The 25,885-nt window shown below is 43.5% G+C and carries 18 protein-coding genes and 1 tRNA gene; 11 read left to right on the forward strand and 8 right to left on the reverse strand.

Annotated features, from left to right (window positions below; all coding sequences use genetic code 11):
- Window positions 1-3 precede the first annotated feature (3 nt).
- The 4 genes from U0033_RS31690 to U0033_RS31705 are packed head-to-tail and all read right to left on the reverse strand — an operon-like array spanning window position 4 to window position 12,057.
- Window positions 4-3,561 carry a hypothetical protein gene (locus tag U0033_RS31690; protein WP_072363173.1) on the reverse strand — a complete coding sequence of 1,186 codons (3,558 nt, stop codon included), beginning with the start codon at window positions 3,559-3,561 and terminating at the stop codon, window positions 4-6.
- A gap of 9 nt (window positions 3,562-3,570) precedes the next feature.
- Window positions 3,571-5,751, reverse strand: a complete 2,181-nt coding sequence (locus U0033_RS31695; RefSeq protein WP_072363172.1) for a hypothetical protein — start codon at window positions 5,749-5,751, stop codon at window positions 3,571-3,573.
- An 11-nt stretch (window positions 5,752-5,762) separates the two neighbouring features.
- Complete coding sequence (locus tag U0033_RS31700) at window positions 5,763-10,199, reverse strand: DUF6603 domain-containing protein (RefSeq protein ID WP_072363171.1); 4,437 nt, start codon at window positions 10,197-10,199, stop codon at window positions 5,763-5,765.
- Window positions 10,200-10,209: 10 nt separating this feature from the next.
- Window positions 10,210-12,057, reverse strand: a complete 1,848-nt coding sequence (locus tag U0033_RS31705) for an exonuclease/endonuclease/phosphatase family protein (RefSeq protein WP_072363170.1) — start codon at window positions 12,055-12,057, stop codon at window positions 10,210-10,212.
- A gap of 703 nt (window positions 12,058-12,760) precedes the next feature.
- Between U0033_RS31705 and U0033_RS31710 the strand changes: the two genes are divergently transcribed.
- Window positions 12,761-12,834: transfer RNA gene (locus U0033_RS31710), tRNA-His, on the forward strand.
- Window positions 12,835-13,830: 996 nt separating this feature from the next.
- On the opposite strand, the gene U0033_RS31715 is transcribed toward U0033_RS31710, so the two are convergent.
- The 3 genes from U0033_RS31715 to U0033_RS31725 all read right to left on the reverse strand — a co-directional run bounded on the left by U0033_RS31715 (window position 13,831) and on the right by U0033_RS31725 (window position 15,335).
- On the reverse strand, window positions 13,831-14,586 hold the full coding sequence (locus tag U0033_RS31715; protein ID WP_322518432.1) for an IS5 family transposase: 756 nt from the start codon (window positions 14,584-14,586) through the stop codon (window positions 13,831-13,833).
- Between the two features lie 61 nt (window positions 14,587-14,647).
- The gene (locus U0033_RS31720) at window positions 14,648-15,067 is read right to left on the reverse strand and encodes a hypothetical protein (protein WP_322518598.1); all 420 of its coding nucleotides are present in this window, start codon (window positions 15,065-15,067) and stop codon (window positions 14,648-14,650) included.
- Window position 15,068: 1 nt separating this feature from the next.
- A complete protein-coding gene (locus U0033_RS31725; RefSeq protein ID WP_322518597.1) occupies window positions 15,069-15,335 on the reverse strand; it encodes a hypothetical protein in 267 nt (88 codons plus the stop codon).
- A 464-nt stretch (window positions 15,336-15,799) separates the two neighbouring features.
- Between U0033_RS31725 and U0033_RS31730 the strand changes: the two genes are divergently transcribed.
- The gene (locus U0033_RS31730) at window positions 15,800-16,339 is read left to right on the forward strand and encodes a hypothetical protein (protein ID WP_322518596.1); all 540 of its coding nucleotides are present in this window, start codon (window positions 15,800-15,802) and stop codon (window positions 16,337-16,339) included.
- Window positions 16,340-16,442: 103 nt separating this feature from the next.
- On the opposite strand, the gene U0033_RS31735 is transcribed toward U0033_RS31730, so the two are convergent.
- Complete coding sequence (locus U0033_RS31735; RefSeq protein WP_322518595.1) at window positions 16,443-17,039, reverse strand: hypothetical protein; 597 nt, start codon at window positions 17,037-17,039, stop codon at window positions 16,443-16,445.
- A 186-nt stretch (window positions 17,040-17,225) separates the two neighbouring features.
- Here U0033_RS31735 and U0033_RS31740 point away from each other — a divergent pair, with 186 nt between their 5' ends.
- The 9 genes from U0033_RS31740 to U0033_RS31780 all read left to right on the forward strand — a co-directional run bounded on the left by U0033_RS31740 (window position 17,226) and on the right by U0033_RS31780 (window position 25,435).
- Window positions 17,226-17,504, forward strand: coding sequence for a hypothetical protein (locus U0033_RS31740; RefSeq protein ID WP_322518594.1), 279 nt, complete (start codon window positions 17,226-17,228; stop codon window positions 17,502-17,504).
- 13 nt (window positions 17,505-17,517) lie between these two features.
- Window positions 17,518-17,838: a LytR/AlgR family response regulator transcription factor gene (locus U0033_RS31745; RefSeq protein WP_322518593.1), complete on the forward strand. Its 321-nt coding sequence runs from the start codon at window positions 17,518-17,520 to the stop codon at window positions 17,836-17,838.
- 175 nt (window positions 17,839-18,013) lie between these two features.
- Window positions 18,014-18,586 carry a hypothetical protein gene (locus tag U0033_RS31750; protein ID WP_322518592.1) on the forward strand — a complete coding sequence of 191 codons (573 nt, stop codon included), beginning with the start codon at window positions 18,014-18,016 and terminating at the stop codon, window positions 18,584-18,586.
- A gap of 230 nt (window positions 18,587-18,816) precedes the next feature.
- Entirely contained in the window at window positions 18,817-19,635 is an 819-nt protein-coding gene (locus U0033_RS31755) for a hypothetical protein (RefSeq protein ID WP_322518591.1), read from the forward strand.
- Window positions 19,632-20,882 (forward strand): hypothetical protein, encoded by a 1,251-nt coding sequence (locus tag U0033_RS31760; RefSeq protein WP_322518590.1) that lies wholly within the window; start codon window positions 19,632-19,634, stop codon window positions 20,880-20,882. Before U0033_RS31755 ends, U0033_RS31760 begins: the two co-directional genes overlap by 4 nt.
- Window positions 20,851-21,483: an ATP-binding cassette domain-containing protein gene (locus U0033_RS31765; RefSeq protein WP_322518589.1), complete on the forward strand. Its 633-nt coding sequence runs from the start codon at window positions 20,851-20,853 to the stop codon at window positions 21,481-21,483. Before U0033_RS31760 ends, U0033_RS31765 begins: the two co-directional genes overlap by 32 nt.
- A 1,002-nt stretch (window positions 21,484-22,485) precedes the next feature.
- Window positions 22,486-23,706: a glycosyltransferase family 87 protein gene (locus U0033_RS31770; protein WP_326980858.1), complete on the forward strand. Its 1,221-nt coding sequence runs from the start codon at window positions 22,486-22,488 to the stop codon at window positions 23,704-23,706.
- A complete protein-coding gene (locus U0033_RS31775) occupies window positions 23,703-24,650 on the forward strand; it encodes a glycosyltransferase family 2 protein (protein ID WP_218164053.1) in 948 nt (315 codons plus the stop codon). The genes U0033_RS31770 and U0033_RS31775 overlap by 4 nt, the downstream gene beginning before the upstream one ends.
- On the forward strand, window positions 24,647-25,435 hold the full coding sequence (locus tag U0033_RS31780) for a polysaccharide deacetylase family protein (protein WP_072363152.1): 789 nt from the start codon (window positions 24,647-24,649) through the stop codon (window positions 25,433-25,435). Before U0033_RS31775 ends, U0033_RS31780 begins: the two co-directional genes overlap by 4 nt.
- The last annotated feature ends 450 nt before the right edge of the window (window positions 25,436-25,885 follow it).

Genomic DNA, 25,885 nt, shown 5'->3' on the forward strand with positions numbered 1-25,885 from the left:
GAGTTATTTGTTTTGAGTAAATTGTAATAAACCTTCCCTTAATACACTGGGTACGTCTTTCATATTGGCATTAGCACTAACGTTGGCCAAATCATAACTGCGCCAGCCGGGAGCTGAATTTGAAATATATTTTTCCCACCAGGTCCAGCTGCCGTTTTGTTCTGCTAACGGAAGTAGTGTAATAGATGTATCCAGTAGTTGTGTAAGTACAGGTCCACTTCGAAAGGTCACTTCCATTTGTTGTAAAGGATCATCTGTAAAGGCGGGTGGGATCTTAATTTCCTTTACCGGTAATATACCGGTTGTTGCATGTATAGATGCCCGTGGATCGACCAGTATGGTCACCGCCATCTTACTGTTGTCATTGAACTGCAGGTTGATATAATTATTACCTCCTATTTGCTGTACATAATTCTGTTCGCCAGCCGGCTGTGCAACACTGTTGAATACACTGTAATCCTTATGTGTGAAATAACCGATCACGCCATCTTCCCGTGTAAGCAGATCACCCAGCCGGATACTGAAATTGTAACTGGTAAAATCCGGCGCAGGAGGGTTAAAAGTGCTGGCCCAGCCAACATCTGTGAGTGGTTGCCCTTCTACAGAAAACTGTAAGGTACTGCGCACCATAGCCAGCGGTCTTCCTATCAGCAGGGTCAGATCCTGATCGCTGCGATCGCCCAGCGGATCAACGGTCCAGAGTGTACTATCTATCACCTCCATGAATGCGGAAAACGTTGTGGCATCACTTCCGCTGATATTGTTAATGAACAATGCTACATGTGGCGCCATTGATTGCAGGTCAACTATTGTAATAGCACTGTGTGGAGGAGCTGTCCAGGTTACACGGGCAGGTCCGGACAGCGGTGTGATCATACTCAGTTCTCCCAGGCTGGTTCCGTCAGCTGCATAAACAAGTAATGATTGATCCGGGTGATTGGGTATGATCCAGCCACATATAGGATTTGCACTATCGTTGGTATTGTTATCATCAAACTGGTCTGTGAAAAGCATGTCCAGTTTGGCAAACTGATTTATCCTGGGTGGCAGTTGCGCAGGGGCATTGATGTTTGGCGTGAGCCGCTGATCTGCATTCATCGCCTGATCCCGGATCAGGGGAAAGTTCTTCGCGTCGTACAAACCAGTACCAGAACCAGACAGGATGAGGTTCAACACCCTTCCAAATTTGTCGTACATCATCAGGTCAGTAAAATAAATTTGTCCTTCCCGAAGTCCGTGAAAAGGAACGTTTACATCGTTTAGGATATAAGGTACGGTATTAACATGACCAACGGCCGTTGGCGGCGTTGCAAAACTACCCGTTTTGTTAACGTTCTGAAAGCCGCTTGCATCTGCATAGTAAAGGGTATTATTTGCAAAGGTGAACTGCTCCAGGTTAGGACGTCTGAAGGTTCTGCCATCCCGTTGTGTGAGCATGTCGCCAAAATTGACCAGCTCCTGTGACAGGAACTGCCAGTTATCCACCTGCTCTATCCAGTTGTAAAGTTGTGTCAGCTGTGTTTGATCTCCATATGTAGTAATAAAGTTTTTCAGCCTGGAGCCAAATATATTTTGTGCGTGCGGGCTTAATAAGGAGATATTACCAATCTGTGTAGTAGCGCCGTCAGCCACCGCATCAGCCGCAAGTGTATAATCGGTACCATTGAATATCCAGTTCTGCTTTCCGTTAGTACTAAAAGGAACATAATTATAATTCACTTTCCATTCCATATACATCGGGTTCCATCCCTGTGCCCAGTTTGCCAGCGATATACCGGGAAGCACAGATTGCATATAGTCATTCACATCATGCTTGCTCATCACCGTTTCAACTGCATTCACCGGTTGTCCTGTTTGCTGTGCGATGGCAGCTGCATTGCCGGGATCCAATAAATAGAATTCAAGGAACAATGCATTGATAGCAGGAGGGAAGGCCGCGATATTTGGAATAACAGGAAGTACCTTCTCCAGCGCCCCGGTATTTACAGTAGTTCCATTCACTTTAAAAGAAGACACCAGTTGTGATTCTAAACGTACGGTAAGACTTTGGTTCGTATCCATCGCATCTGAAGGTACAACGCCCGAAACGACGACTACAGGGTTATTCGCCTTCCAGTACCGTGGCTGTGCAACGGCTTTTAGTGTCTTGCCGGCGCTGAGCCCTTTGGCCAGCACAAATGCGCTGATATTGGCAAGGAATACATCCTGTGTACCAGGTGATGGTACCTGTGCCAGCAGCGTATTTACTTTCCGGATCTGTTCCAGTGTTTGGAATAACAGGCTATCAGGGTTATCGGGATCTAGCAAAGGATCAAAGCTGGCTGCATTATAATTTGGATTTGGAGGAAACAAGCCAGCAATATGCCCGCGTTTCCACCAGGCGGCATTTAGCTGCCATTGCAGGGAATACAGATCTTCCATGGCATTATCAAGATCCTGCTGATCCGTATTCAGTTGTTGTAACCAAACTACTTCTTCCACAGAAGGCTGCGGAGTAATGATCCAGCGTGTACCACCGGGTTTGGACTGGAACCATGCATCCCTGACCTTTTGTTCCAGCAAGGCATCACCATTTACTTCGTTCAATAGGGGCAGCAGATCATATTGGAAGGCTCTTAACAATGCTATTGTCTGGCTGGCATCTTCATAATCCGCCAGTTGTTTACCCAGTAAAGTGCTGAAAGCATCAATGGTATTATTGCCAATAGAAACATTGAGCTTACTGTTGGTAAGGATAGTTTGTAACTGATCCGGACCGGGAACACTTCCATTACGATCCCAGCCAATTGAAAATAAATTACCTGTATAAAGGCTGCTGCTTATGCCCGTTGCAGATCCGTTATTGGCAATTGTCCAGTTCAGCGCAGTGAGCACATCGCCCACCGCAATGTCTTTTGTGACATCGGCGTACCAGCCTGTTACAAAATAGCTGACCGTGTCTTTATTTATGCCTTTTAGATCATCGTAAAAAGAAAAGATGTTCATGTTATGATACATATATTCACTAAAGGCCTCATTGCCCGGCGCAACGGCAGTAAGGAACATACTTCCTTTCGCTCTTTCTTTCCATTGATTGATATCAAATGGCACACCCAGGTTGGCGACCATGACCTGTGTCGGGTCTGTAGATGATACATAGGCATTTACTCTTAAACTATCGTCGCTGGATTGCCACATAGATAAAATAGCAGGATCGACCAGGTAGGCAGTAGCGCCAATCGCCGGGGCAGCAGCGGATGTGGGGCAATCGCTTTCAAGTACCCAGCCTGCCAGGTTATTGGATTGATGACGTGTTAACCGGAGAATCAGCCAGCGGTTAGGTACCAGCGGGTAGTCAGTGCCGTTGCCGGCTGTACGGAGCGAACGGGGAAGTGTCCAGTGTAGGTAAATGCCGGGTGTTTGTCCGGTGATGCTGTTATTAAAAGGAAGTGGTTCTGTACTTCTATATTTGGCTAGTTCCGGATAGTTGAACGTCCATGCTCTTAGTGTATCTCTTCTCAACAGTTCGTTGTTGGCTACCAGTGCATCCAGTTGCATGGGTACCAGTAAAGTATTATCCATGGTGATCGTTTAGATTGACTGACTGTTAAAAATAATTGCCTCCGGAGATTTTATCATTTGTAGTGCAAATTCAGCGGCACCAAGGTTTACACCCAATTTGTCATTTAAGCCCGCTACCAGTTTCGTAATGTTTAGTACCCTGGCTGCCGATGCGCGCATATAAGCTGGACGAACAGGAAACGGGCTGCCAATTTGTGTTCCGGTATCTGGGGGCGTAAGACTGCGTAACACTGTATTGCCATCATCATCCACACCAAAGCCCAAACCTTCCTGTGGCTCGCTTAATTCAACTTTGGCCGGTACACCATCAAACAGACACAATAATACACTGACTGACAGATGATCCATCCGTAACAGGTTAAGCAGGTTGCCGGCTGCATCATACCCTCTTACAGCAAGACCTGGCCAGCCGGATACCAGTGCGGAACGCAGCAGGAAACCGGATATAACAGCAGGTACTGCCAGTGATGAGGGGCTAACTCCACGTAACCTGTCGCGATAGGCAGCCAGTGCTTCCATAGCGCCGTTATGAAGTACACCCTTACTGAGCGTTGTTAATAAACTTTGTCTGCTTGAGTCCAGTCCTATACTCAGTGCACCATCCAGCAGGGCATCTGCCCAATTGGGATCTCTGTAAAAGAACCGGATAGACTCTGCTGGCAGCATACGGTCATCCGCCACGAGCTTATTGAATGGTAAAGGATAAAATAGCAGTAGCCGTGCAAGCCATGTGGTAATATCTGCCAGGTCATCATTTACCATTTGCTGTAGTAGTGCCTGTACCTGTGGCATTGCCATAAAGGTCTTTAGATCAGGATTAGCAGCAGGACCGGTAGCAGGTGGTGTGAACGATGTATTGGGAGTAGCACCCAGGTCCTGGATCAGCTTATTGTCGAGGATCGCTATCAGCTCATCCTGGATAGTGGTACCAATATTCAGTGCTGAGACCTGGTCGACACTGAAATAGTCGTTTACCAGCTGATTGTATAAGCTGTCTGTAAGCCGGTGCGCCTTTTTACGAAATGCCAGCAAACGCTGACCATAATTACGATCTGACAGAGCGGCTTCTCTGCCGGCCTGCCACGCAGTAGCAAGGGAAAGGTCAAACAATCCAAAGGCTTTATCATAAATGATGGCTGCATCGGAAGTGAAAAAAGGAGTAGGCTTTGATAGTGGTGCCGGTAGAACGGGGCTGAATGGTCCGCGGTACCAGGCAAAGCTATCCTCGCCGGTTCTTGCATGATAAGCCAGCGGAACATATCCATCTGATAATCGTTTATTCACTTCTATGGTATAGGTATCGTTACCCGGGATTGTATTGGGCAATTTCAACCAAAGCTTATCCGTGCTGTTATTAGCAATATTCAGGGCAAGTGCACGAAAGTCTTCTGTAAGATCCGGTAGCGTGTAGAATACCCAGCTGGCCATGGAAAGTAGTGCTACCTGTGTGAAATTTTCAAATGCAGGGTTGGCCGTCAGGTAATTTTCCATGCCCTCTAATGAAACGAGGTGGGCAATGTTTTTAACAGGCTGACTGCTGCCTGCCGGAGGTGCTGCGGGAAATTGATTGCTTACAATTACAGAAAATAATCCGTCTTCATTTAGACCCATTATAGCCTTATCACTGGTATTTACCTGCCGGCAATGGCTAAGAAAACGCAGTTCACTGAGCAGTGGTGCACGGGCTGCAAATAAGGAAACCGGCATCTGAATATAACTACAGGGGTCACCGGGGTCAATATCATTCTCTTTTACGATGTCTGCAATCAGCGTAGGAGGCTGTAAATTCAGGAAATCGCCCACGGTTGAGCTTATGGTACGTGTTTTATTGTTTTCGCCGCCTATAAGGTCTGATTCTGCGAATATCATGAGTGCCAGCCAGGGTTGTGCCGGCGAGGCTGCACCTTTCATCGCCCTTTCCCAGGGAAGCATGGCATCGTTCAGTACAAGATGTGGCAGGGAATTGCCGTATAAGCCTGTACTCCCGGCAGGCGGAAACCGATTCACGATCTGTGTAACATCCATAGAGAACTGCGGGGCGCTAACTACGAATTGCTGGGAGCTAGCAATAGGGTCTGCATTCACCGCGCTGAGGGTCTGACTCAGTTTAATGGTCCAGTTACCGGCCTTTAGCTGAGGTATATAATTGTCGTACAGGCGGAAGTCGCCTACTGGTATTTCATTGGACATATCATATCGTTTTAGGAGCGTTCCATTGGGGCATCGCTGAACAGGTTCCCGGCATTGGCGGCCAGGAGGGCCATATTACTATTGCCTCCTTTATAGATCTCATTCATTTGCAGTATGTCGAAGATGGCATTGCGCGGGGAGGCATTATTAATGCCACGAGCTATATCCGTAATGGAACCGCTGTTGAACACCGGCATAAAATTATTGACGGGCTTCACTGCCACAGAAAGCGGACCTTGTGGTGTTTGCCCATCCGGTAAGAGGATATATTCTTCCCGTAATAATTTCATGGGGATCAATCCTGTGCCATCTCCCAGTACAGGTGATGGGGCTGTTACCGTAAAACCGTTTAGCTGACCGGGTACAACATTGGCGGTGGGAACTGCTGGATTTTGTATAAAATTACCATCTCCATCTTTCAGGGGTTGGCCCCACAAAGCCTCTGGCATATTGGTGATGGCTGTTGTAATGTTCCAGCTGCTTAAATCCTGTGCAACGGAACCGCCTTCATAATAGATCTCCAGTAAATGGGTAGATATTACTCCTGTATGATTCATTGGGCGGATGTTGATACCCTGTGTATTCACTGCACTTTGTACTGTTTGATGGCCGGATAAGTAGTTCGTGCTGCTGGCTGGAATGACCGTTTGTGTAAGGAAGGAGAAGCGACCACTGCGTACTACCCAGGTATTGTCATCCGTTGTTTTGTACAGACCTGTTGAAGCGACGATCTTACACACATCAGCAGCGGCCGGCAGCAATGCTTTGAATTCCTTCCAAAGGAGTGCCTGGTTGTTTTGATCTTTCGGATCTTCAGCGCCAAATGCTACGGTGAAGGAGACTATACATATGTGTACTTTGACACGGCCGCCGGTTGGAGGGCCCCAGAAATCCATTGCTGCACCCAGGGATAGCGATATCGTTTTATGACATACGCCCAGGTTAAGACGGTAGGATACGCCTATTTCTATGCTGATATCTGCATAAAAAGAAAAGGGATGCCAGGTAAGCATCAGATCTGCCTGTGCGGTGAACCATGCACGCAGGTCTCCGGAATTGAAGAGGATCTCCAGCCCTCCGCCGGCCATTGCGCAGGATGGTGTAATGGCAAAATAGGCATCTCCCTTAATTGTTACACGACTATCTACGATCCAGTTAAAACCTAAGCGGGATACTTTGGGATAATAAGATGGCGCATTAAATGCGTGATGATAACCTCCAACGGTCGTTACGAACTGTCCTGCATTGACATTGGTACCAAACCACATACAAAAGGCGAAGCCGCCTGTAAGGTGACAGCCTTTAGTGATCAAAAAGGAGTTGCCAGTCAATGCTGCCCCTACGCTCAGGTATCCTTCATTGGGTTTTAGTACGGCTGCCAGCTGTAACTCCACAAACACATAGCTGTCTGCATCACTGGCCCCCTGTGGCAGTCGCAGGGATGCCAGTCCCAATAAGGCAAAGGCCAGTTCATGCCCAAATTCTGCTGCGAGTAACAGCTGTCCCCGCACAATTTCAAAGCTACTAAAGCTGATACCTGCTGCCAGCCAATATTCACCTGCCTGCGGGGCGATCCATTGTTTGGTTTTACCACTATGCCCTGGTTTTTGTCCTTCCATAATGGCCAGTACATCCAATGGATCTGTGGTGCTGCCAATGGCCAGTAAAGGAAAGTCTGTCACCTCATCAAAATTGGGTAGCTGAAGGCTCCTGTTATATCCGAAGCCGCCCATCAGGCCTGTAACAATAAAAAACGGAGGCCCGCCCAGTGTTGCATTCAGCGCTGCAAATACAAATAGGGAAGGGCTACCACCGCTCATCTGAGCGTAGGAGGCAAGGGCTGTGAGGCCCCATTCCCCTGCTTTCACAGACACCATTCCATCATATTGAAACGCTATGTTGGCAGGTAATTGGTCTTCCGGGATTTTTAGGATGCTGCCGAAGATAGTTAGTTTCGGACTTATATAGGAAAGCCCCAGGCCATGGATATCAAATTCCGGCCTAAAACTATTAATAGGGCTGCCAAAGCTGAGACCTTCCACGGAGAAGGTGACTGGCCCAATCATAATAGCGGCATCCAAAGAAAATAGGAGGGTATTATCTGAGAACGATACGCCAATGCGCTGGAAATTGACAGGTCCGAAGGTTCGTTGAATATTGAACCATTGAATGGAAGGTGTGGATGATGTGGTTGTCACAGCAGCAGCTGCCATTGTTGCCACGCTTTTGGTAGTACCTGCTGCTGCACCAATATTTACGTCGGTACTTAAACTGCCAATATCCAGTTTTCCTGTCACCTGGATTCCTTTGGCTGGTGTAGCCGGAAGCGGGGAGATGCCTGCTGGCAACAGTGTATTGATGATACTTGTTTGCGATGTTGTAAATGTGGTGGAGCTGTATAGTATTTGTAGATGATCAACATTAATGGAAAGACTGGCAGGCAGTTCATTGCCAATGATGGGGAGATTGGACAGATCAAAAGATGCTCCCAGGTCTACGCCAATAGCAAAATGTTTATCGGCAAATATGAATTTGGCATCTTTCAGATCTAATTTAATTCCCTCCGGAATATCATCACCCAAAGAAGGGGAGATACCGGATACGAGTTGTTTCAATGATATGGAAGAGGGCCCGCCCGATGCCTGGTAGGTAGCGATAAATATATTGTTGTTGTTCTCATTGGCCGCGATCAGTGAAAATTCAAGTCCTGCAATAAGGATTGTACCGGTAATGACCTTACTTGTTTTTGTCAGTGCAATGTTCAGTGTAATATTCAGTGCTGCAGATACAACCGGGATGGTAGTGGTGATGCTAAAATTAAATTCTCCCCTTGAATTATTAAAGCTAAGCGCAATGTCAGACACGGTAGCGCCGTTGATCCAGTCTGGCACGCCATCCATTCCAAAAAGTGACACCAGGTCTTTGATAAGTGTATCCATAGGGATTTGCTGACCTGGTCCTGTAGAACCGCTAAAGTTCCAGCCGCTGACCTTTTGATAGGCTGCCTGCAGGAAAACGTCCACACCTGTATTTGTAAATGTGAGCTGGCTTCCAAATCTTACATCAGCAAGCGCATTGTTCTCATAACTCATCAGGAAACTGATTTCATCTATCACCAGTCCATTTACAATGGTCAGTTGGCCGACTGCATCTGCTTCAAAATAGTAGGAGGGATTATCACCCACCTGTGCGGAGAACTCAAGTTTTACAATGCTTAACTGGTCATTGCCCGGAAGCTTTACATCTTTGGCAAAGGTGCCTATGAGTGTATTGACGTCTAAAGAAGTTCCGTCCTGCATTCCTGCAATTAAAACACCCGTGTGTACGTCTACGGATGTTGCCAGCATGAGCGGACCAAGCACCATATCCGCATAAAGCAGTACCGCTACATTGGAAGCTTTGGGTTGTGCAGGATCTGCGATATTGAAAATTGCGCCAATCTTTTGTAATTCTATTACGTTGGGAATAATGGTCCATGACAGTTCAAAACTTACGCTGATGCCGATACTTACCAGTTGTTTTGCTCTTATATCAAATACCACATTCAGGTCATCGATGGAGAATTTCGCGCCGCTCCATGGCAGGTCTACAGTGATCAGGCTTTGAGGGTCTGCACCCATAAATCCACTCAGACCGGATAGCGCATCCAGGGTCGGAATGTTTCCTGAGCGGTCGAGATTAAAAGCAAGCAGATGTTGTTCCGGTCCATGGAGTGCCAATGCCACGGGCAGTGTAAAATTGTTGGCCGTAAATGCAGTGATAAGTGCTACCTCGTTGGCAAACCAATATGACGGATCGTTATTGGGTAGTGTTGTTAAAAGGGATTGCACCCTTAGTTTGGTTAACAGCTTAAATATACCAAAATTCAATTCTACCAGGTTCCCCGAGTTTACATTGATCACCGGAAAAGTCTGATTAGCCGTTTGTTGTAATTGTATGCTTCCTGTTAGTGTTGGTGGAGTGCCGATCATCCAGGATGCCAGTGTGAAAAGGTCGTTTACCACCAATGCTGCCTGAAAGCCAAGAGAGCCGGGCTGTTGGGAATTTATCGTCACTACAGTGTTATTCATCAGCACCCTGTTCAGCGTAAGCATAGGTGTTTGGTTCAGTACCGGAAAGCTGTTGGAGAAGGAATAGTTATCATCCGGGTTAAAAGTGAGCCGCAGTTCCACATTGTTGTTCACGATGCTAAAGTCCAGCTGACCGCTTACGGTGGCTGCCTGCTGATAAAGTGTAAACCCTTTTGTATCAAAATTCAGCACATACACCAGGAGATCACCGTTGATGCTACCTTTTTGTACAATTGTTCCGCGGAGTACACCTCCCCAGTAAGTATTCAATAGGTTATTAACAGATGTGGATGCGAGTTTATTATCTGTTGACGGAAGCTTCAGGGATGAACCGGAGATATAACTATCCAGGATAGTTTTCAGATCTATAAGTGTCATATGGCTTCTTTTATAAATTCATTTCAAAAATGACGGGTAAGTGATCACTGACAAATAGCTTCACAAATTCAATTGCCCTGCGCTGGGGTGGGATGACAACGGGCAGTGGTACTGGTCCGGCATAGGGGCCAGCGCCTGCGGCGGGGGCGGCTATACCCGTAACTGCTACGGGGCCTGCCTGGCCTGCGGCTGCACTTCCAAATCCACCTGCCTGTATATCTGCCAATAAAGTAGCGGGATTGCGCACGTTGGGAATTGCCACGGGGGCAACAGGTATTGCTGCTCCGCCAGGATGGAATACAGGAAGCTGCAGGAAGCCCTGTATAATGGCGGCTGGGATATAGAAATTTGGGGCCTGTGGAATAGTACCGGATACAGCAGCGGGTAAGAAGTAGAGATTTCCGAAAGCGTGGTTGGGCACTTGTAATGGCGTAAATCCCCTGTAAAAAACATTGTCAAATGCGGAGGACCTGAAATGATCTATATTGTTTGAAAGAACATGGGGGCCAGTGAAATTTTGCCTTAGTAAAATAAGCGATTTATTATTGGGGTTATTTGCAGCTGTAGGTACTGCAGGCAGTGGTGGATAAACAGGGGCAGGTAGTGGTACAAAGGGAGCGTTCACCCTGATATTTGGGGTTGTTACAGCACCAAGCACCTGATTGCAGCCGGCTCCGCCCATATTAAAATTGTCTGTGTATGCCCGGAAGTGACCCGCTGCCGGGTTTAATCGTTTATTAAAGTCCCCACCTATGATAGCGCGGTTGCAATCAATATAGCCGGGGATAGTATGGTCATACGCCTGGTAGAGTGAACGGCAGTTGGATGCCATTGCCATTCCCACCATTCCCGGAGCGTTTAGAGGGGTGTGGTAAACGGTGATAGGTATCAGTTCGGCAGCAGCAGCTCCTCCGGTGCTGACCCTGATAGTGCAGGTTGCGGGGCGCCTGGTGAGCCTTGGATGTCCATATAGGGCTCCTATGCCATCTGCAAATCGCAGCAGGCTCCAATTGTTTACCGCAGCAGGAACAAAATTGGCATTTGCTCCGTTTGGCAAATAGGGTCTGCCGGTAAGCACGAGGCTGATGGCATGTTGAGGTACTACAACGGCCCCGTTTGCGGGTAAGGTGTAAGCGGCGGGCAGGGTATAATTAGCAGGGATAACGATGGGGAAGACGGCCTGAGTCGGGGCTGTGAGTGTGATACCGCCGGGCCCGGGAATGGTACCAGCAGGTAAAATATCTCCGGCATTGATAGTTATAGGTGCACCAGTAATACCTGCTGCTACAACCACCGCACCTGCTCTTGTAATTCCACCTGCGCCTATGGTAGAACCTGCGGGAAGGGAGTAGGCGTTGGGGCCTGCAGGAACAGTAATATTGTTAGCCAGTATGCCCAGGCCGAAAACGCCCCCGTGCCTTGCGATAACGGAAGTGGACTGCGTATTTGCTACAACAGGGCCTGCTCCACCAACTGTAGCCGGATCTACGGGGTCTGCTATCTGCATAATAAACTTTGCGATGTTCTGTCGCCAGAAAACGACATAGCCTTCATGACGGCCCTGGGGCGTGAAGGCAACATCTGCATTTGTCGCATATGGCATAGCGGCATTATTGGAAAGTGATCCGGCTACCGAATCGCAGTACCATTCCTGCCCGGGTATTGCATTCAAATTGAATAGCAGCAGAATAAGCGTTCCCAGTGCTCCGTTTCGATATTCCTGTACCATTACTACATCAGCATTTGTATTTATAATAGCTTGTGCTATGAGGTTACATCGGTTCTGGGAGTTGCCGTAAAAATTTCCCTGATCACCCAGGTTCTCGATATTCCAGAAAACAATTTTGACGTTAGGCATCCTTTCTTGATTTTATTAGTACATGGGGATTTGTACACCGCTGCAAAGCAGGGTATAGCCTATACAAATGCTATTCATTGGGAATTATGCACGCACGGTTTTGTGAATTAGCATGATGAAATTGGGCTAAAGAAATTGGAACTGAGTGATTATAGTGAGTAAAATAGCATGATGGAATTAAAAATATCTATGTAATTATCCTGATGATTTAAGCCTGATGGGTTTTAGGAACAAGCGATAGGGGTATATATTCTTACATAGGATGTTTTTTTAATTTCCCCTGATGTATTTCATGCGATTGAAGGTATCAATAAGTTTAATAAAGAGAAATTTTTTTTGTGGGGATAAAGTGATATTTTCTAATTGTTAGGTGATTACATTCCAGCAATTAAAAAGAGGTTCAAATTAGCTAAAGCTGATCTCTATGAGCTCTCTATTTTTGTTGTGGAATAGTTATGTGTGAGCGGGAAAAGAATTAGTTAGATCTTGAACGTAATAATGAAAAGGTGTCTCCTAAGGTGAGATGGTTTCCTTTTGTAGTGTGAAATTGTTTGAGTAAGTGGGTTGGTTGAAATTGAAAGATCAGAAGCGTATTTACCGGTAAAAAACAGGTTACTTCAAAAAAATCTTTATAAAAGTTTTTTCGTATTCAAAATCTTCTTACTTTCGCGCCCCGCACTGTTAAAGACGGTGTGTGAAAATGGTGGTTGTAGCTCAGTTGGTTAGAGCACCAGATTGTGGTTCTGGGGGTCGTGGGTTCGAACCCCATCATCCACCCTAACGGGAATATCCTTTGAAAGGGCTTCTGTATACAGAAGCCCTTTTTGTTTTATTTTCAATGTGTTATGAACAAAAAGCGGGTGTAAAAAAGGTGTTCGAAACATAGTTTTCTCATAATAGAGGGAGCTGTCGAACACCAGGCGTATAAAGTTCTTTTTCATCACTAAACTGGCTGCATGGTATAGAGAAAATACATTTTGTAGCTTAGGTAAGTTTTCTTCAAATCGATCCCAATAGTTCTTTTGGGAGCTGGAGTATTTGTCAATAAGACTATTGAGCCGCAGGCGTTCAGTATTCAATTTTAAGAACCACCTGTTATATGTATCATCGTTAATTCTATTCTTCAAAAATTTTTCTTCCAGGGATTCCAGGTCGTCTAATACCTTTTTTAAGAATTCTCTACTGTTAGCTATATTTTTGTGATGCGATGAATCACAAACCGACGCAGACCGTGTGTTCATAGAAGAATTCTACCGCAGTCACAAAGACGAATTTCTTATTGTAAACCAGCCACTGTGCTCTTATAGCTACTTACGTCCATGAGCAAATACTTTATAACGGTCTAAACCAGTGCATATGAGGACTATTGCGATGGTCTGTTTTGGCCGGGCTCAAAGAACTTCTGGATGACAGTTCCCTAAATGTTCCAAACAATACCAATTGGGAAAAATACAGGTACAAGGATTCCTTGAATCCCCAGGTATAAAATGCATGGCAACTTTCATGTCATAAGAAGTTACCGCACCGAGTAATGTGAATTCTTTTAGATTTTTGATCCATATTATTCTAACTGAAAGCGTATCATGTGCCTGACCTTTAGCCAAATTAGAAAATATTAAGATGGTATATACGAACCCCAAAAAGGATTTCATTATATTTTATTTTTGTAAATCATTAAGTGTATCTATATCACAGCACCACCTTCAAAATTTTCCAAAGCTACTAATTGATAATACACAAACCTCTTAGAGTATGTTTAAAAACTAATTCTACTTATTTTAGAAGTATACTAATGAATGCTACCTGGATGAAAGCCACAGATGATTCAGGTAGCCTTTCATAATCCTTCGACAATCTTCTGAAGTTATTGAGCCAAGCGAATGATCGTTCAACCTGCCATCTACCTTTCTGTGGCACAAAACCCTTTACTGTCGGCGGTTTCTGAGCTATTTCCATCTTCCATTTGTAATAATTCTCAACCATATCGCTAAACTCTCCCTGGTATGCTTTATCTGTACGAATCAGTTTCATCCTATGACTAACCTTTTCAATTTTCCACAGCAAATCAAAACCGCCAATTGAGTCATGAATATTTGCGCCGCTGACACTTATCGCAATTGGTAATCCTAAGCTATCAACAGCAAGATGCCTTTTTCGACCATTGATATGCTTACCGCCATCGATCCCGGTTTCTATACTTACGAATCCAGTTTTCTTTATACTTTGGCTATCGATAGCACTGACAGATGGTGCATAATTTCGCCCCTGATCTATCCGCTCTTTTCTAACCATTTTTAACATCACCTGTTCCAGCACACCTGCTTTTTTCCATTTATTGAAATAATAGTAAACTATCTGCCAGTAAGGGAAATCACTGCTTAGATTACGCCATTGACTACCTGTTCTGCAAATCCATAATATAGCATTGAAGATAGTTCGAAGGCTATATTTACGCTTTCTTTTGTCCGTTAATATTTTTTCTATACTTTTCCAGTGCGAATCGGTCAATAATGTGAACTTCGTTCTCATAGTTTGTTTTGTGGTAAATCCAAACTAATTGATCGATTCGTACTTTCCTAATTTTAGCCCATCAGAATTTTAAACATACTCTTAAGTCCTTGGTTATATAGAAATCTTTTACAAAACCATCTTCAAATTCGAGAAACGTTGCGGAGTCAGCTAATAAGCCAACAAAAGGCATTACACCGTCTCTTGGAATGAATTTATGTATTAAGCCTTCAATTTTTAAATGATAAGTATTTCCGATTTGTATTTTATTATCACACGTGTAGTTTTTTTTTGTTGTAACAATTTTATACTGATTACCACCATTTTTAGCGCATATAATGTAGGTATTATTTAGGCTATCTATTTGGAAGATATAGTAGTCTTTTGAAACTTGGTTATTATCCGAGAGCTTTAAACTTCTATTTGAAGATTTATGCTTGTTACTAAACCCACAATAAGCAAACAATAATAGGATAAGGAATGCTGCTAATAATCTTTTCATGCTATGGTTTTGATATGTTTGTTAAGCCATAAGTTTCCCTTTTATTCGGTGAAACTACAACTTGCACTAACAATTTAAGGGCAGTTGAACCGGTGATAACAGGTTCTCCAGTTTCTTCAGCAGGTAGAGCTTGAATTCGTCCTGCCTGTGGAGAAGCTGCTGTGTGTACGCTATCGTAAGCTGGTAGCAGAACTATTGGATTGCTCTGCGAAATTGCATTTTGTGCAACGGCGCATAGCAGGGATAGGAACAATAAAATTTGTTTCATCTAAGTGCTACTATAAATATGGAAACGGGTCAGGGATGGTATAGGATATCATCAGAGAACCAATGGTTTATGAATACAGGTAGTTTTTAAAATTCATGACAATGTTGATGGCATAAGGAAACCCCAGTCTATGGCTGGAATTAAGGGTAAAAGTATTTATTGTTGGAGAGAAATGTTATAACACAGACATGGGATTAATGAAAGATTTATGATAAAAATACGAACAATGGAGTGGTGTGATCTATTGGGTGCCCCAGGATTCAATTTGTGCTAATTCCTTATTGAAAAAGGGGCTTTGTTTTAGTCCTTCATATAACCATAAGGATATGTGAAGGGTACTTTTATATCAACTGGATATTGAGGTAGGCATAAAGTAACAAATAAGTACTGATTTAATGTCGTTGTCGGATAATATTCCAGGTGAAAATCTTTACCTTGCAGTATAACCCCAAAAATTGTTTGTTATGGCTATTGTGAAGGATAATATTTTGCTGCAACTCGTGCGGGGAAGCCTCGGCGGTCAGCTTACGATTTACGAAAGGAACGGGCAGATTATCATGGCGAAGAAGCGTGGTCCGTCAAAAAATAAACCGTCAAAAAAACAGTTAGAAGCCAGGTATAAGTTGCGCATAGCGGCGGCTTATGCAAAGGTGATTTTGGAAGATCCGGAGCTGAAGGCTTATTATAAGTCAAAGGCGGGTCCGGGGCAGAATGCGTATAATATGGCGGTAAAGGATGCTTACAGGTCGCCGGAGGTGCAGGGTATTGTGTTTGAGGATACCACGGTGGTGGTAACTGCGAAGGATGAATTTCGGGTAGCGGAAGTACAGGTAAAGGTGTTTGATGCGAAGGGCGTGTTACAGGAAAGAGGGATGGCGGCATTAGGTCGTAATGGTGTGGATTGGTATTATAAAGCGGGCGTGTTGCCGGTAGGCGGGAAGGTGGTTATTGTAGCGGTGGATTTGCCGGGGAATGAGACGGTGAGAGAAGTGCGGTTGGAGTGATTGGTTATGGTGGTGTGTATGCCTGGGATGAACAATTGACGTGTCCACTGGTGGTGATAAATTTGCTGAGGATGAGACGGTGAGGGAAGTTCACCTGAAAGGATCAAGTATTGACGCAGATAATTTTTACCGCCTTGCAGGTGGCAATAGTGGTCTTATTGTTTGAAAATGCAATCCCTATAGCGATTAGCAGGGAACCGGTATTGTCTGTTTCCAGGTGGATAGGCGCTGTATCCCGCGTAAGCCACTCCGTACTTTGGCTCACACTGTTTGCAGTGAACGCCTGAAAATCTATGCTGACACCCAGGAGGAAGATCTTACAATACAAAGATTGTGCGGGCCAGTTGATTGTCGGCTGGGGGATGGAGATGCTTATTTTATTTTGTATGGAGGTGATGATGTCGGCAGGTAAGTATTTTTCCAATGGATGATCCGGGTCAAACACATAGTTTTCAAAAACTTTTAAGTGTTCATGTAGAACCTGCCTTTCACCAATTGGGTGATGGGTATCTGCCTGTATAACCTGGTGAAGGATGAATTTAGAAAGCCGGTAAAAACGCTGCCGGTCAGGCGCCATGAATGCTGCGCAAACCCGGATTAGTTTTGCCGCTCGGATAGCAGTGGTGAATTCAGGGTTTATGGTTCTTTTGTTTGGTTTTTTGGGCGGATTTAAGGAGAATATTTTATTTTTTGTTGTCATGGTTATTTTGATTTTATAGAATGATGAATGCTTAAATTTGTATGTTCGATAACGCTTTTATAACAGGCATTTGGTGGATGATTCAAAGAAAATAATCTCCTGTCGCTTACATCGAATTCTCAAACCAATCAATGCTTAAATTTATACACCCCAACTTACAATTATAAAGAATAAAATTACCAGCAATTGAACAATGACAAATATGAAAAATTTGGCAATCTTGAGAAATTCACTCCTGATGGCCAGTATGCATATTTATTCCACGAGGTGTTAAGAGCCAAAGCGCTAACCGTGATAATAGATGATTCTTCATCTACTGCTTACAGGTTGCTAAAAGACGCAAAGAATGCCCTGGGTAAACCGTCAACTTATAAATTGACCCTGGCGGAGTTTTGCGCTTACTACAAAGATCAGCGGCCCGAGTGGTTAGCCTATCGTTTTTGGAAATACAGGGCTGAGGAGTAAATAGATTTCAATTATGCATGAAGATATTTTTATTCGGAAAACCAATGGGTTATTCACGAAGGTGAATAGTCGTGAGATGGTATTGCTGGAAGCCTGTGGCGGTTGCGTGAGGATAGTCACACCAACCGTCGCTTACCTGGTGAACAGCACCCTTGCACAGTTAGAAGAAATATTGCCTGCAGCGCATTTTTGCAGGGTAAACAGGTCTTATGTAGTGGGGATGGATTATGTGAAGGAATTTAGCATGGAGACAGTTTTTATATTGGATAAAGAACTTGCATTAGGTAAGACTTATGCGCCACGTTTTTTCGAAAGAATAAAGGTGATCCTCTAATCTTCATCCCTCCATTTTCGATTGTTCAACCCCCATTTATCGATTCGCCAACAGATTTTCTATTTACCGGTTCATTCCGTTCTTACTATTGCAATCATACAGGCTGTGCCTGGGACGAGAGAGGGGCACCTCTTATCCCACTGTATACATTCCTCACTTTTTAAAAATTAAAACAATGGCAAAATCAAATGCGATGGTCTGGAGGGAGACTTCCGGTACAGTTGGGAAAGAGTTGACCATCACTAAGAAAAGGTCTGGAAGCATCCAGATCGGAAAGCATCGCAGGGGTAACACGGTAGACCCTACGCAGAAGCAGCTCAATATCCAGAGCAGATTCAAAATGGGCACTATCTATGCCAAATCCATTTTGAAGTTGCCCGATATCTATGCTTTATACAAGGCGGCGGCCGTGAAAGCAAAAAAGGACCAGTCGGCCTATAACCTGGCAGTAAGGGATGCGTTCATCGCGCCAGAAATCAGGAATATCACGACGGCTTTATACACCGGTGCTATTGGTAGTACGATAACGGTCAGGGCTATCGATGATTTCAGGGTTGCCGGTGTGAAGGTGTCTGTCACGAATGCTGCGGGAGTGCTGATCGAGCAGGGAGATGCGGCGATGCATGCTAACGGCTTAGACTGGGTATATGTGGCAACCGTGCTGAATGATGCGCTGAAAGGTAGTGTGATTACTGCGATTGCGAGAGATCTACCGGCGAATGAAACGGTGGCGGATGTTGTGTTGTAATGTTTCCTGGAAATGAATGTTTGAACCCCATGTTGTTAAATGTCGTTGCCTCCGTTCCCGGGGGCAACTTTTTTTTGATAAAAAGGAAGCTTTTTCTGACAAAAAGGGAGTCTCACTTATGGTACTATCCATATCCCTATTGAGTTTCAGGGGCGATAGTTCGACTTATGATACCCCTTTATACTTCAGTGGGATATGAAAACTTTGCAGCTGAATTAAAACTACATGCCATGAAACAAACACCAGATTTTACCGAAACTTTATTATCAACAGCACGTACAGCCTTGTCAGATAATATTCCCTTGTTGGAAGAACTCCTCTCCGGGATGGAGTTCGGGGATATCGTCCTTGGTGCGATCCTGGAAGTGGCGCGAACGGTTGATGTGCCGCTTTATCGAACCTGTTATATGATAGAGCTGAGCGGACAGCTGCTGAATATTACCGGGAAAAGCAGGGAGGCTGCTGAAGAAGTTTTATACAGCATGAATTTTAACAACAAAGGATTCCTGGAGTATATGAAAGGGGTGTTGAAGGAAAATATTTATGCCTGCGAAACGTCTTATCAACAATTATTACAGGCCAGAGGGTGCTTGAAAATAATTTACCAGCGATCGGAGCTGCCGGGTTTTCATTACGATTCCAGGCAACGCTCAGTAAAGGTGTTTATGCTTGACTGGCTGGAGCATGAAATTGATTACCTGGAGGATAAAATCAATTATTCCTCCGTGTTATTGCAGTATGAGGGCGGCTGTAAAGTGAAGTTGAATATTTCTGTTAAGGAGCTGGCTGTTCTTTTGGGGCTGTTGATGAAAGATGGCATGATACAGACTGACAGTGAGATTGAAATAGTGGAGTTCGTTGCCAGGCATTTTGCTACGAAAGACCGGGCGGAATTGTCAGCAGAAAATCTGCTAAGATATATGCACAATCTTCCGGCTGTTCCGGAACCTATCGGTCGCGTATTGCTTTCTTTTATTCGTCTGTTCAATATTGAAGAGGAGGGGGCAGCGGTAATGGATCCTTCATTTGAAAACGGAAAGATATCATGATTACAACATTATCTTCTGAGGAATTACATCATGTGAAGACAGCGATGTTGGCAGAACAGCGTGAGAGAGCGGTGTTGGGGGAACAGCGGGAGAAAGCAGTGTTGGGAGAACAGGTGCAACGTTTAGGTAATGCTTATTTAGGGAATGAGGGTGCGCATATCAATTACATTCATCACCTCAATTCGTTCTGGAAATGCGTTGCGAATGATACACGGTTGCGGCCCAATCATATCAGTTTGTACATGACACTTTTTATTACCTGGAATGCTTATCGGTTCCGGCATCGTTTCCCGATCAAGCGCGAGCAGGTGATGAGGTCTTGTAAAATTGGATCTGCAAATACGTATACGCATTGTTTGAAATGGTTGCATAAGTGTGGGTATATTATTTATTATCCTTCTGGCCGTCCATATATTCCCTGCACTGTGAGTATGGTGGGGTTTGCGGAGGAGGGGGGGAGAAAGGGGGGATTGGCGGTAGGGGATATGGGCGGAGATGTTGGAAGTGATATGGGTGGTGAAGGTGTGATACATGCAGTTGTTGGAGTTGATAGGCGCGGAGTTGATGTTCATAGAGATGGAGAAAGTGATATGTGTGGTGGTGGAAGTAATATGCGTGTAAGTGGGGAAAGTGATATGCGTAGAGGTGGAGGAAGAGAGATACGTGCAGATATTGGAAGCGATATACATACAGACGGTGGAGGTGATATGCATAGAGGTGTTGGAATTGATATGCCTGCCAGTGCCGAAACTGATATACGTGCAGGTACTAAAACTGATACCCATACAGGTACTAAAACTGATACAGGTACAGATCTCAGAACTGATACCCATACAGGTATTGAAACTGATACAGGTACAGATCTCAGAACTGATACCCATACAGGTATAGAAACTGATACAGGTACAGTCGCAGAATTGCGACACAATTATTTAAACAAACAAATAATCTTTAAAACAGGGGGTAAACAGGCACCCGCAAAAAGAAATGATCTATTCATTTCAAAAAAAGAAAAGCCAACAATAGAGGTCGTCCTGGAATGGTTTGCGCAAAGAGAAGTAACATCCAAGGAGGCACGGCGGTTTTTTTATCACTATGAGGCGATCAGCTGGACCCTCAGTGGGCAGCCGATAATGGATTGGGAGGCCGCGGCGGCTAAATGGTCAGAGAATATAAAACCAAATAAAAATGGGAAATCAGGAAAATCTCACACCAATGTCACAAGGTCCTATAGCGACCCCTTATGATTATCATTTTCTGCTACAGTATGTCTCAAAACAGGGGAAAGATATGTTTGGGCGTGATTTTATAATCGATGATGTTGACAAGCCGGTTATTACCAGGCTGTTAGCCTATTTCCTGAAAGACAAGACTGTAGCGGAAGCGGAAGGACTGGATCTGAAAAAGGGCATCCTGCTGATGGGGCCAACGGGTTGTGGCAAAACTGCGATCATGAAGATCATGAGTAATTTTTGTGCGGCAAAGGACCGGCTGGAGTTTCGTTCAAGCAATGAGGTGGTATTAGATTTTGACACGAGAGCGTATGAGGCGATTATCCAATTTACAAAAAAGTCTTTTTATTCAACCGGGCATCCTCGTGTGTATTGCTTTGATGATTTGGGCTTGGAGCCGGATGGGCATCATTATGGTAAAAGTGTGAATGTGATGAGAGAAGTGCTCTTATCCAGGTATAATTATTTTATATCGCGGCGAATGATAACGCATGTGACTACGAAATTGTACAGTGAGGAGCTGGGAGAGAGATATGGGGAGCATATTCGTAGCAGGATGCGGGAGATGTTTAACCGGGTTTTATATGTGGATAGCTCGCCTGATAAACGGCATTAGGGGAAAGGCGGGATAGTGTTTGTGAGGGAAGTTTCCAGAGTGGAGTTCGTCAATCAACGAGAGGTGAAAGGGCCTGGTAGTCTTGCCGGGCCTGATATTGCAGATGTGATGGCATTTCAAATTACTGGTACGATCGCTTAGGTAGACTAGTTTATTCCCAGAATGCAAAACAAATAGGAGAAAACAAGTATAGTTATACTCAATATGATGCATTGGGTCGGACAAAAGAGGTGGGATTGCTTTTAGGCCCTTATAATATAGAAATTGAATCACTTTGAGGAAACAGTTTGAACCAACAGGTTCGCTATAGATTTATACGATCATTTTACATTATCAGGCTTATAAACACAACCATCAGATTTTATTTCTGCAGGCTTTCCATATAATATCAACGATAATGAAAGCACAATCCAAATACAAACTAAAAGGTATTTAAATATTTTTCCGGGAGAATCCCATTTCATTTCATCAACTGGTGTTTTTAGCAATCTCAATTCTTTATAGATTTAATGGTAATAACTACACTATCCCTGGTTTTTTCCGGTAGTTGTAAAATAAGAACTTTATTTGCCTTAGTTTCCAACCTTTTCATATCCTTTTTGTACTGAAACTTATAATATAACCCGACAATCATGAACATTATAGCCGGAAATAAAAGAATTACCCACCGATTCGATTTTGTCATTTTTTTTCCAAATATCGAATAATTTAAACCCCGGATTGGATGTTTTGAGTTGAAGCGGAAAACTTTTAAAATGAATAACCAAAATCCCATTTTGAAGTGAAGCAGGTAATCTTTCCGGCAAACTGTTTAACCCCGTATAATGCCATTAATACATTGCGAATAGCATTAAAGCCTGCATTAGCGCTTCTTCTGGCGGCCACTTTGTGTTTCGTTTTTCGATTTCGACGACTCATTAACCCAAAATGGCGATTCAGTAACCCAAAATGGCACTTCAGCATGATTTAAGTATATATTATAATTAGCCTATACAAATTTGTGTGCAGAATAACTTTGTCATTGACCGAGAAATTGCCTTACTTATGTCCATACTAAACATTAAAATCCCCTTAACTTCCAGGTTAAGCATCCCTTTTCCTGTTTTCCTTTGGTTTTTGTTGGCAACACTGGCAGTTGTGCTGGAATTATCGCGTCATTCAATCAATAATTATCACATATTTAAGTATGTATTTATTCATACGCTTGAGCAGAAGAATTTGTACGTTGCTTATCCGCAAGTGTATAATGATACAAACCATTATGGACCATTATTTGGTATTGTAATAGCCCCATTTGCTATGCTTCCGGATTCCATGGGCGTTATTCTCTGGGCATTAGTAAATGCTGCCATTTTATTTTATGCCATCAGGCGACTAAAATTTCCCAGGAAATATTTTCTGACAATATTACTTATAGGTGCTATTGAACTCATGTCCTCTATCCATCATGTTCAATTTAATCCAATGGTAGCTTCCTGGATAATCCTGTCATTCGTATTCGTGGAAGAGGAAAAGGATATCTGGGCAAGCTTTTTTATCGTCGCTGGTTTCTTATGTAAATTGTATGGAATAGCTGGCATAACTTTTTTCCTGTTCAGCAAGCATAAGGGGAAATTTACTATTTGGTTTTTGATATGGATGCTTGTTTTGTTTTGTTTGCCGATGCTTTTTTCTTCTCCAGGCTTTATTACGCAAAGCTACCTTGACTGGATGTATAGTTTACAGGAAAAAGATAGTCAGAACGCCTTACAGTCTGTAACATTTGGGCAACAAGATATTTCAGTGACCGGAATAATCAGGCGTATTTCACAATGCAGGAGCATATCCGATGGATTTATATTGGTGCCGGCCATGATCCTGTATTGCATTCCGCTTCTCGATGTTTCTAAATATGGAGATAATGGATTTAAGCTCCGGTACCTTGCCCTGGCTTTAATTTCGATTGTAATATTCAGTTCATCGGCGGAATCTGTTACCTATATTATAGCCATCACCGGTGTTTTAATTTGGTTTGTAATTCAGTACCCGGTTGAAAGATGGATGATAGCCTTAATGGTATTTGTGTTTATCGTTAGCATTATCTCACCTACAGATCTGTGTCCTCCTCCTTTAAATCATTTCATTCGTTCTTACGCCCTGAAAGCTTTACCCTGCTTTATTGTATGGTTAAGGCTTTTATATGAAGTCCAATTTAAATATACCCTTCAAATTGCTGCCTTATGACTTTGAAAAGTGTTACGATCGTAATTCCTATATATAATGAGCGGGATAATATTTATGTTTTAAAAAATGCAATACACAAAATTTTTGCAGGCCTTCATTATAAATACAATATCCTTTACGTCGATGATGGTAGTTCGGATGGTACACCAGGTATCCTGGCAAAGGTTTCCCAATTTGATGACAGGGTTGAATATGTTTCTCTTTCGAGAAATTTTGGTCATCAGGCGGCCCTGAAGGCTGGATTAGATATGGCAGATGGTGACTGTGTTATCTCTATGGATGGAGACATGCAGCATCCTGCCTCCGTTTTACCTTTACTCCTTAAACAATGGGAAGAAGGGTATGATATTGTAAACACGGTTCGACTGGAAGATAAAAAACTGAGCTATTTCAAAAGAAAGAGCTCCAGGCTTTTTTATAAGTTAATAAATCATCTCAGTGAGTTTGAGATCAGGGCAGGAAGTGCTGATTTTAGGTTAGTCAGCCGAAAAGCGCTGGACGTCATCTGTTCATTAAATGAACACGATCCGTTTTTCAGAGGATTGGTAAGTTGGATTGGTTTTTCACAGACTCATGTTGTATACCAGGCCGATGAAAGATCTTTCGGCAGTTCTAAGTACAGCTTTAAGAAAATGGTGCAATTAGCGGTAAGAGGAATAACCTCTTTTAGTATCAGACCGCTATATGTAGCGATATACCCTGGAATCCTGATTTCACTGATGTCCTCACTTTACATTCCGTATGCCTTATACAGCTATTTTGCAGGTGAAGCGCAACCAGGCTGGACATCCCTGATCGTGACAGTTTCTTTTTTTAGTGGCCTTCAACTGATGCTATTGGGCATCATCGGCATGTATTTAGGTAAAGTTACCAATGAAGTCAAGAAAAGGCCTGTATATATTATAAAGGAATCAAGTTTAACTAAAATTGCCAATTTTATATGACTGAAAACAGCCGTTATATTTTACTTTCATTTGATGTAGAAGAATTTGATATGCCTATTGAGTATGATTGTAGTATTACCCTGCAGGAACAACTCACAGAAGGATGGAAAGGCTTGCAGGCAGTTATGGAGGTCATCAATTTTGCTAAAGTTCCTGCAACGTTTTTCACTACTGCAACTTTTGCCAGCCATTATCCGGAGGCAATGAGGAAGATGGCGGAAGAACACGAAATTGCCTCACATACCCTATCTCATAGTAATTTTAGAAACTATGATTTGATTGAAAGCCGCATTATACTGGAAAGGATTACGGGTCGTCCGGTGTATGGTTTGCGTATGCCCAGGATGATGCACGTGGATATGAAGGACGTTAAGCAGGCAGGTTATAAATATGACTCCTCAATAAATCCTACCTGGATTCCGGGACGGTATAATAATATTGACAAGCCCCGAACAATTTTTACAGCAGATAATATGATACGTATTCCGACAAGTGTATCCCCTAATTTCCGTATTCCTTTATTCTGGTTAACGTTTAAGAATTTCCCTTATTATTATTTTAAACAGTTGGTCTTGCAGACGCTTGCACATGACGGTTATGTATGTTTGTATATGCATCCCTGGGAATTTACGGATATCAACAGGTTCGATATTCCTAATTACACAAAAAGGGGGAGTGGCAAGTGGCTTTGCGAACGGCTACTTCGTTTAATAAAAGATCTGTCTGGGTCGGCTGAATTTGTTACTATGCACGGCTATCTTAAAGACAGGCATCTTCCGGTTTAGCCTCCAGGAGATGGCACCTTGAATGCCTATTACCTTACAGTTGCTTATAGAAATGCATTTAAACACAATATTGTCTCCAAATCAATGTTCCTTAAAATTCATATTTCAAATGATGGCATGGACGCTTTGTTAGTCGAGTTGCTAAAGAATCCGGTTCCCTCTACAGGTCCGGTCCGGGAGAATATTAAGAAACGCTATGCCTTTCTTATGAATGAAGGAGTGGTTAAATAAATGACAATGGCACTTTAAATCCGGGTAAGCAGCATGTTCTCAGATTAGCGGGTATAAACTGCTCACCATACCTGGTTCTTTTAGCTAGTTGTTAAAAAGTTGTTAATTTTATCATATTTGTGTCTAATTTGAGTAGGATGCAATAGGGCTTGCCTCTGGGGATTTATTCAACCGGAAAATATTACCGGATAAGTATTTAAAAGGTTCATAACTACAATC

The organism is Chitinophaga sancti (assembly GCF_034424315.1).
GTDB classification, from domain to species: Bacteria; Bacteroidota; Bacteroidia; order Chitinophagales; family Chitinophagaceae; genus Chitinophaga; species Chitinophaga sancti.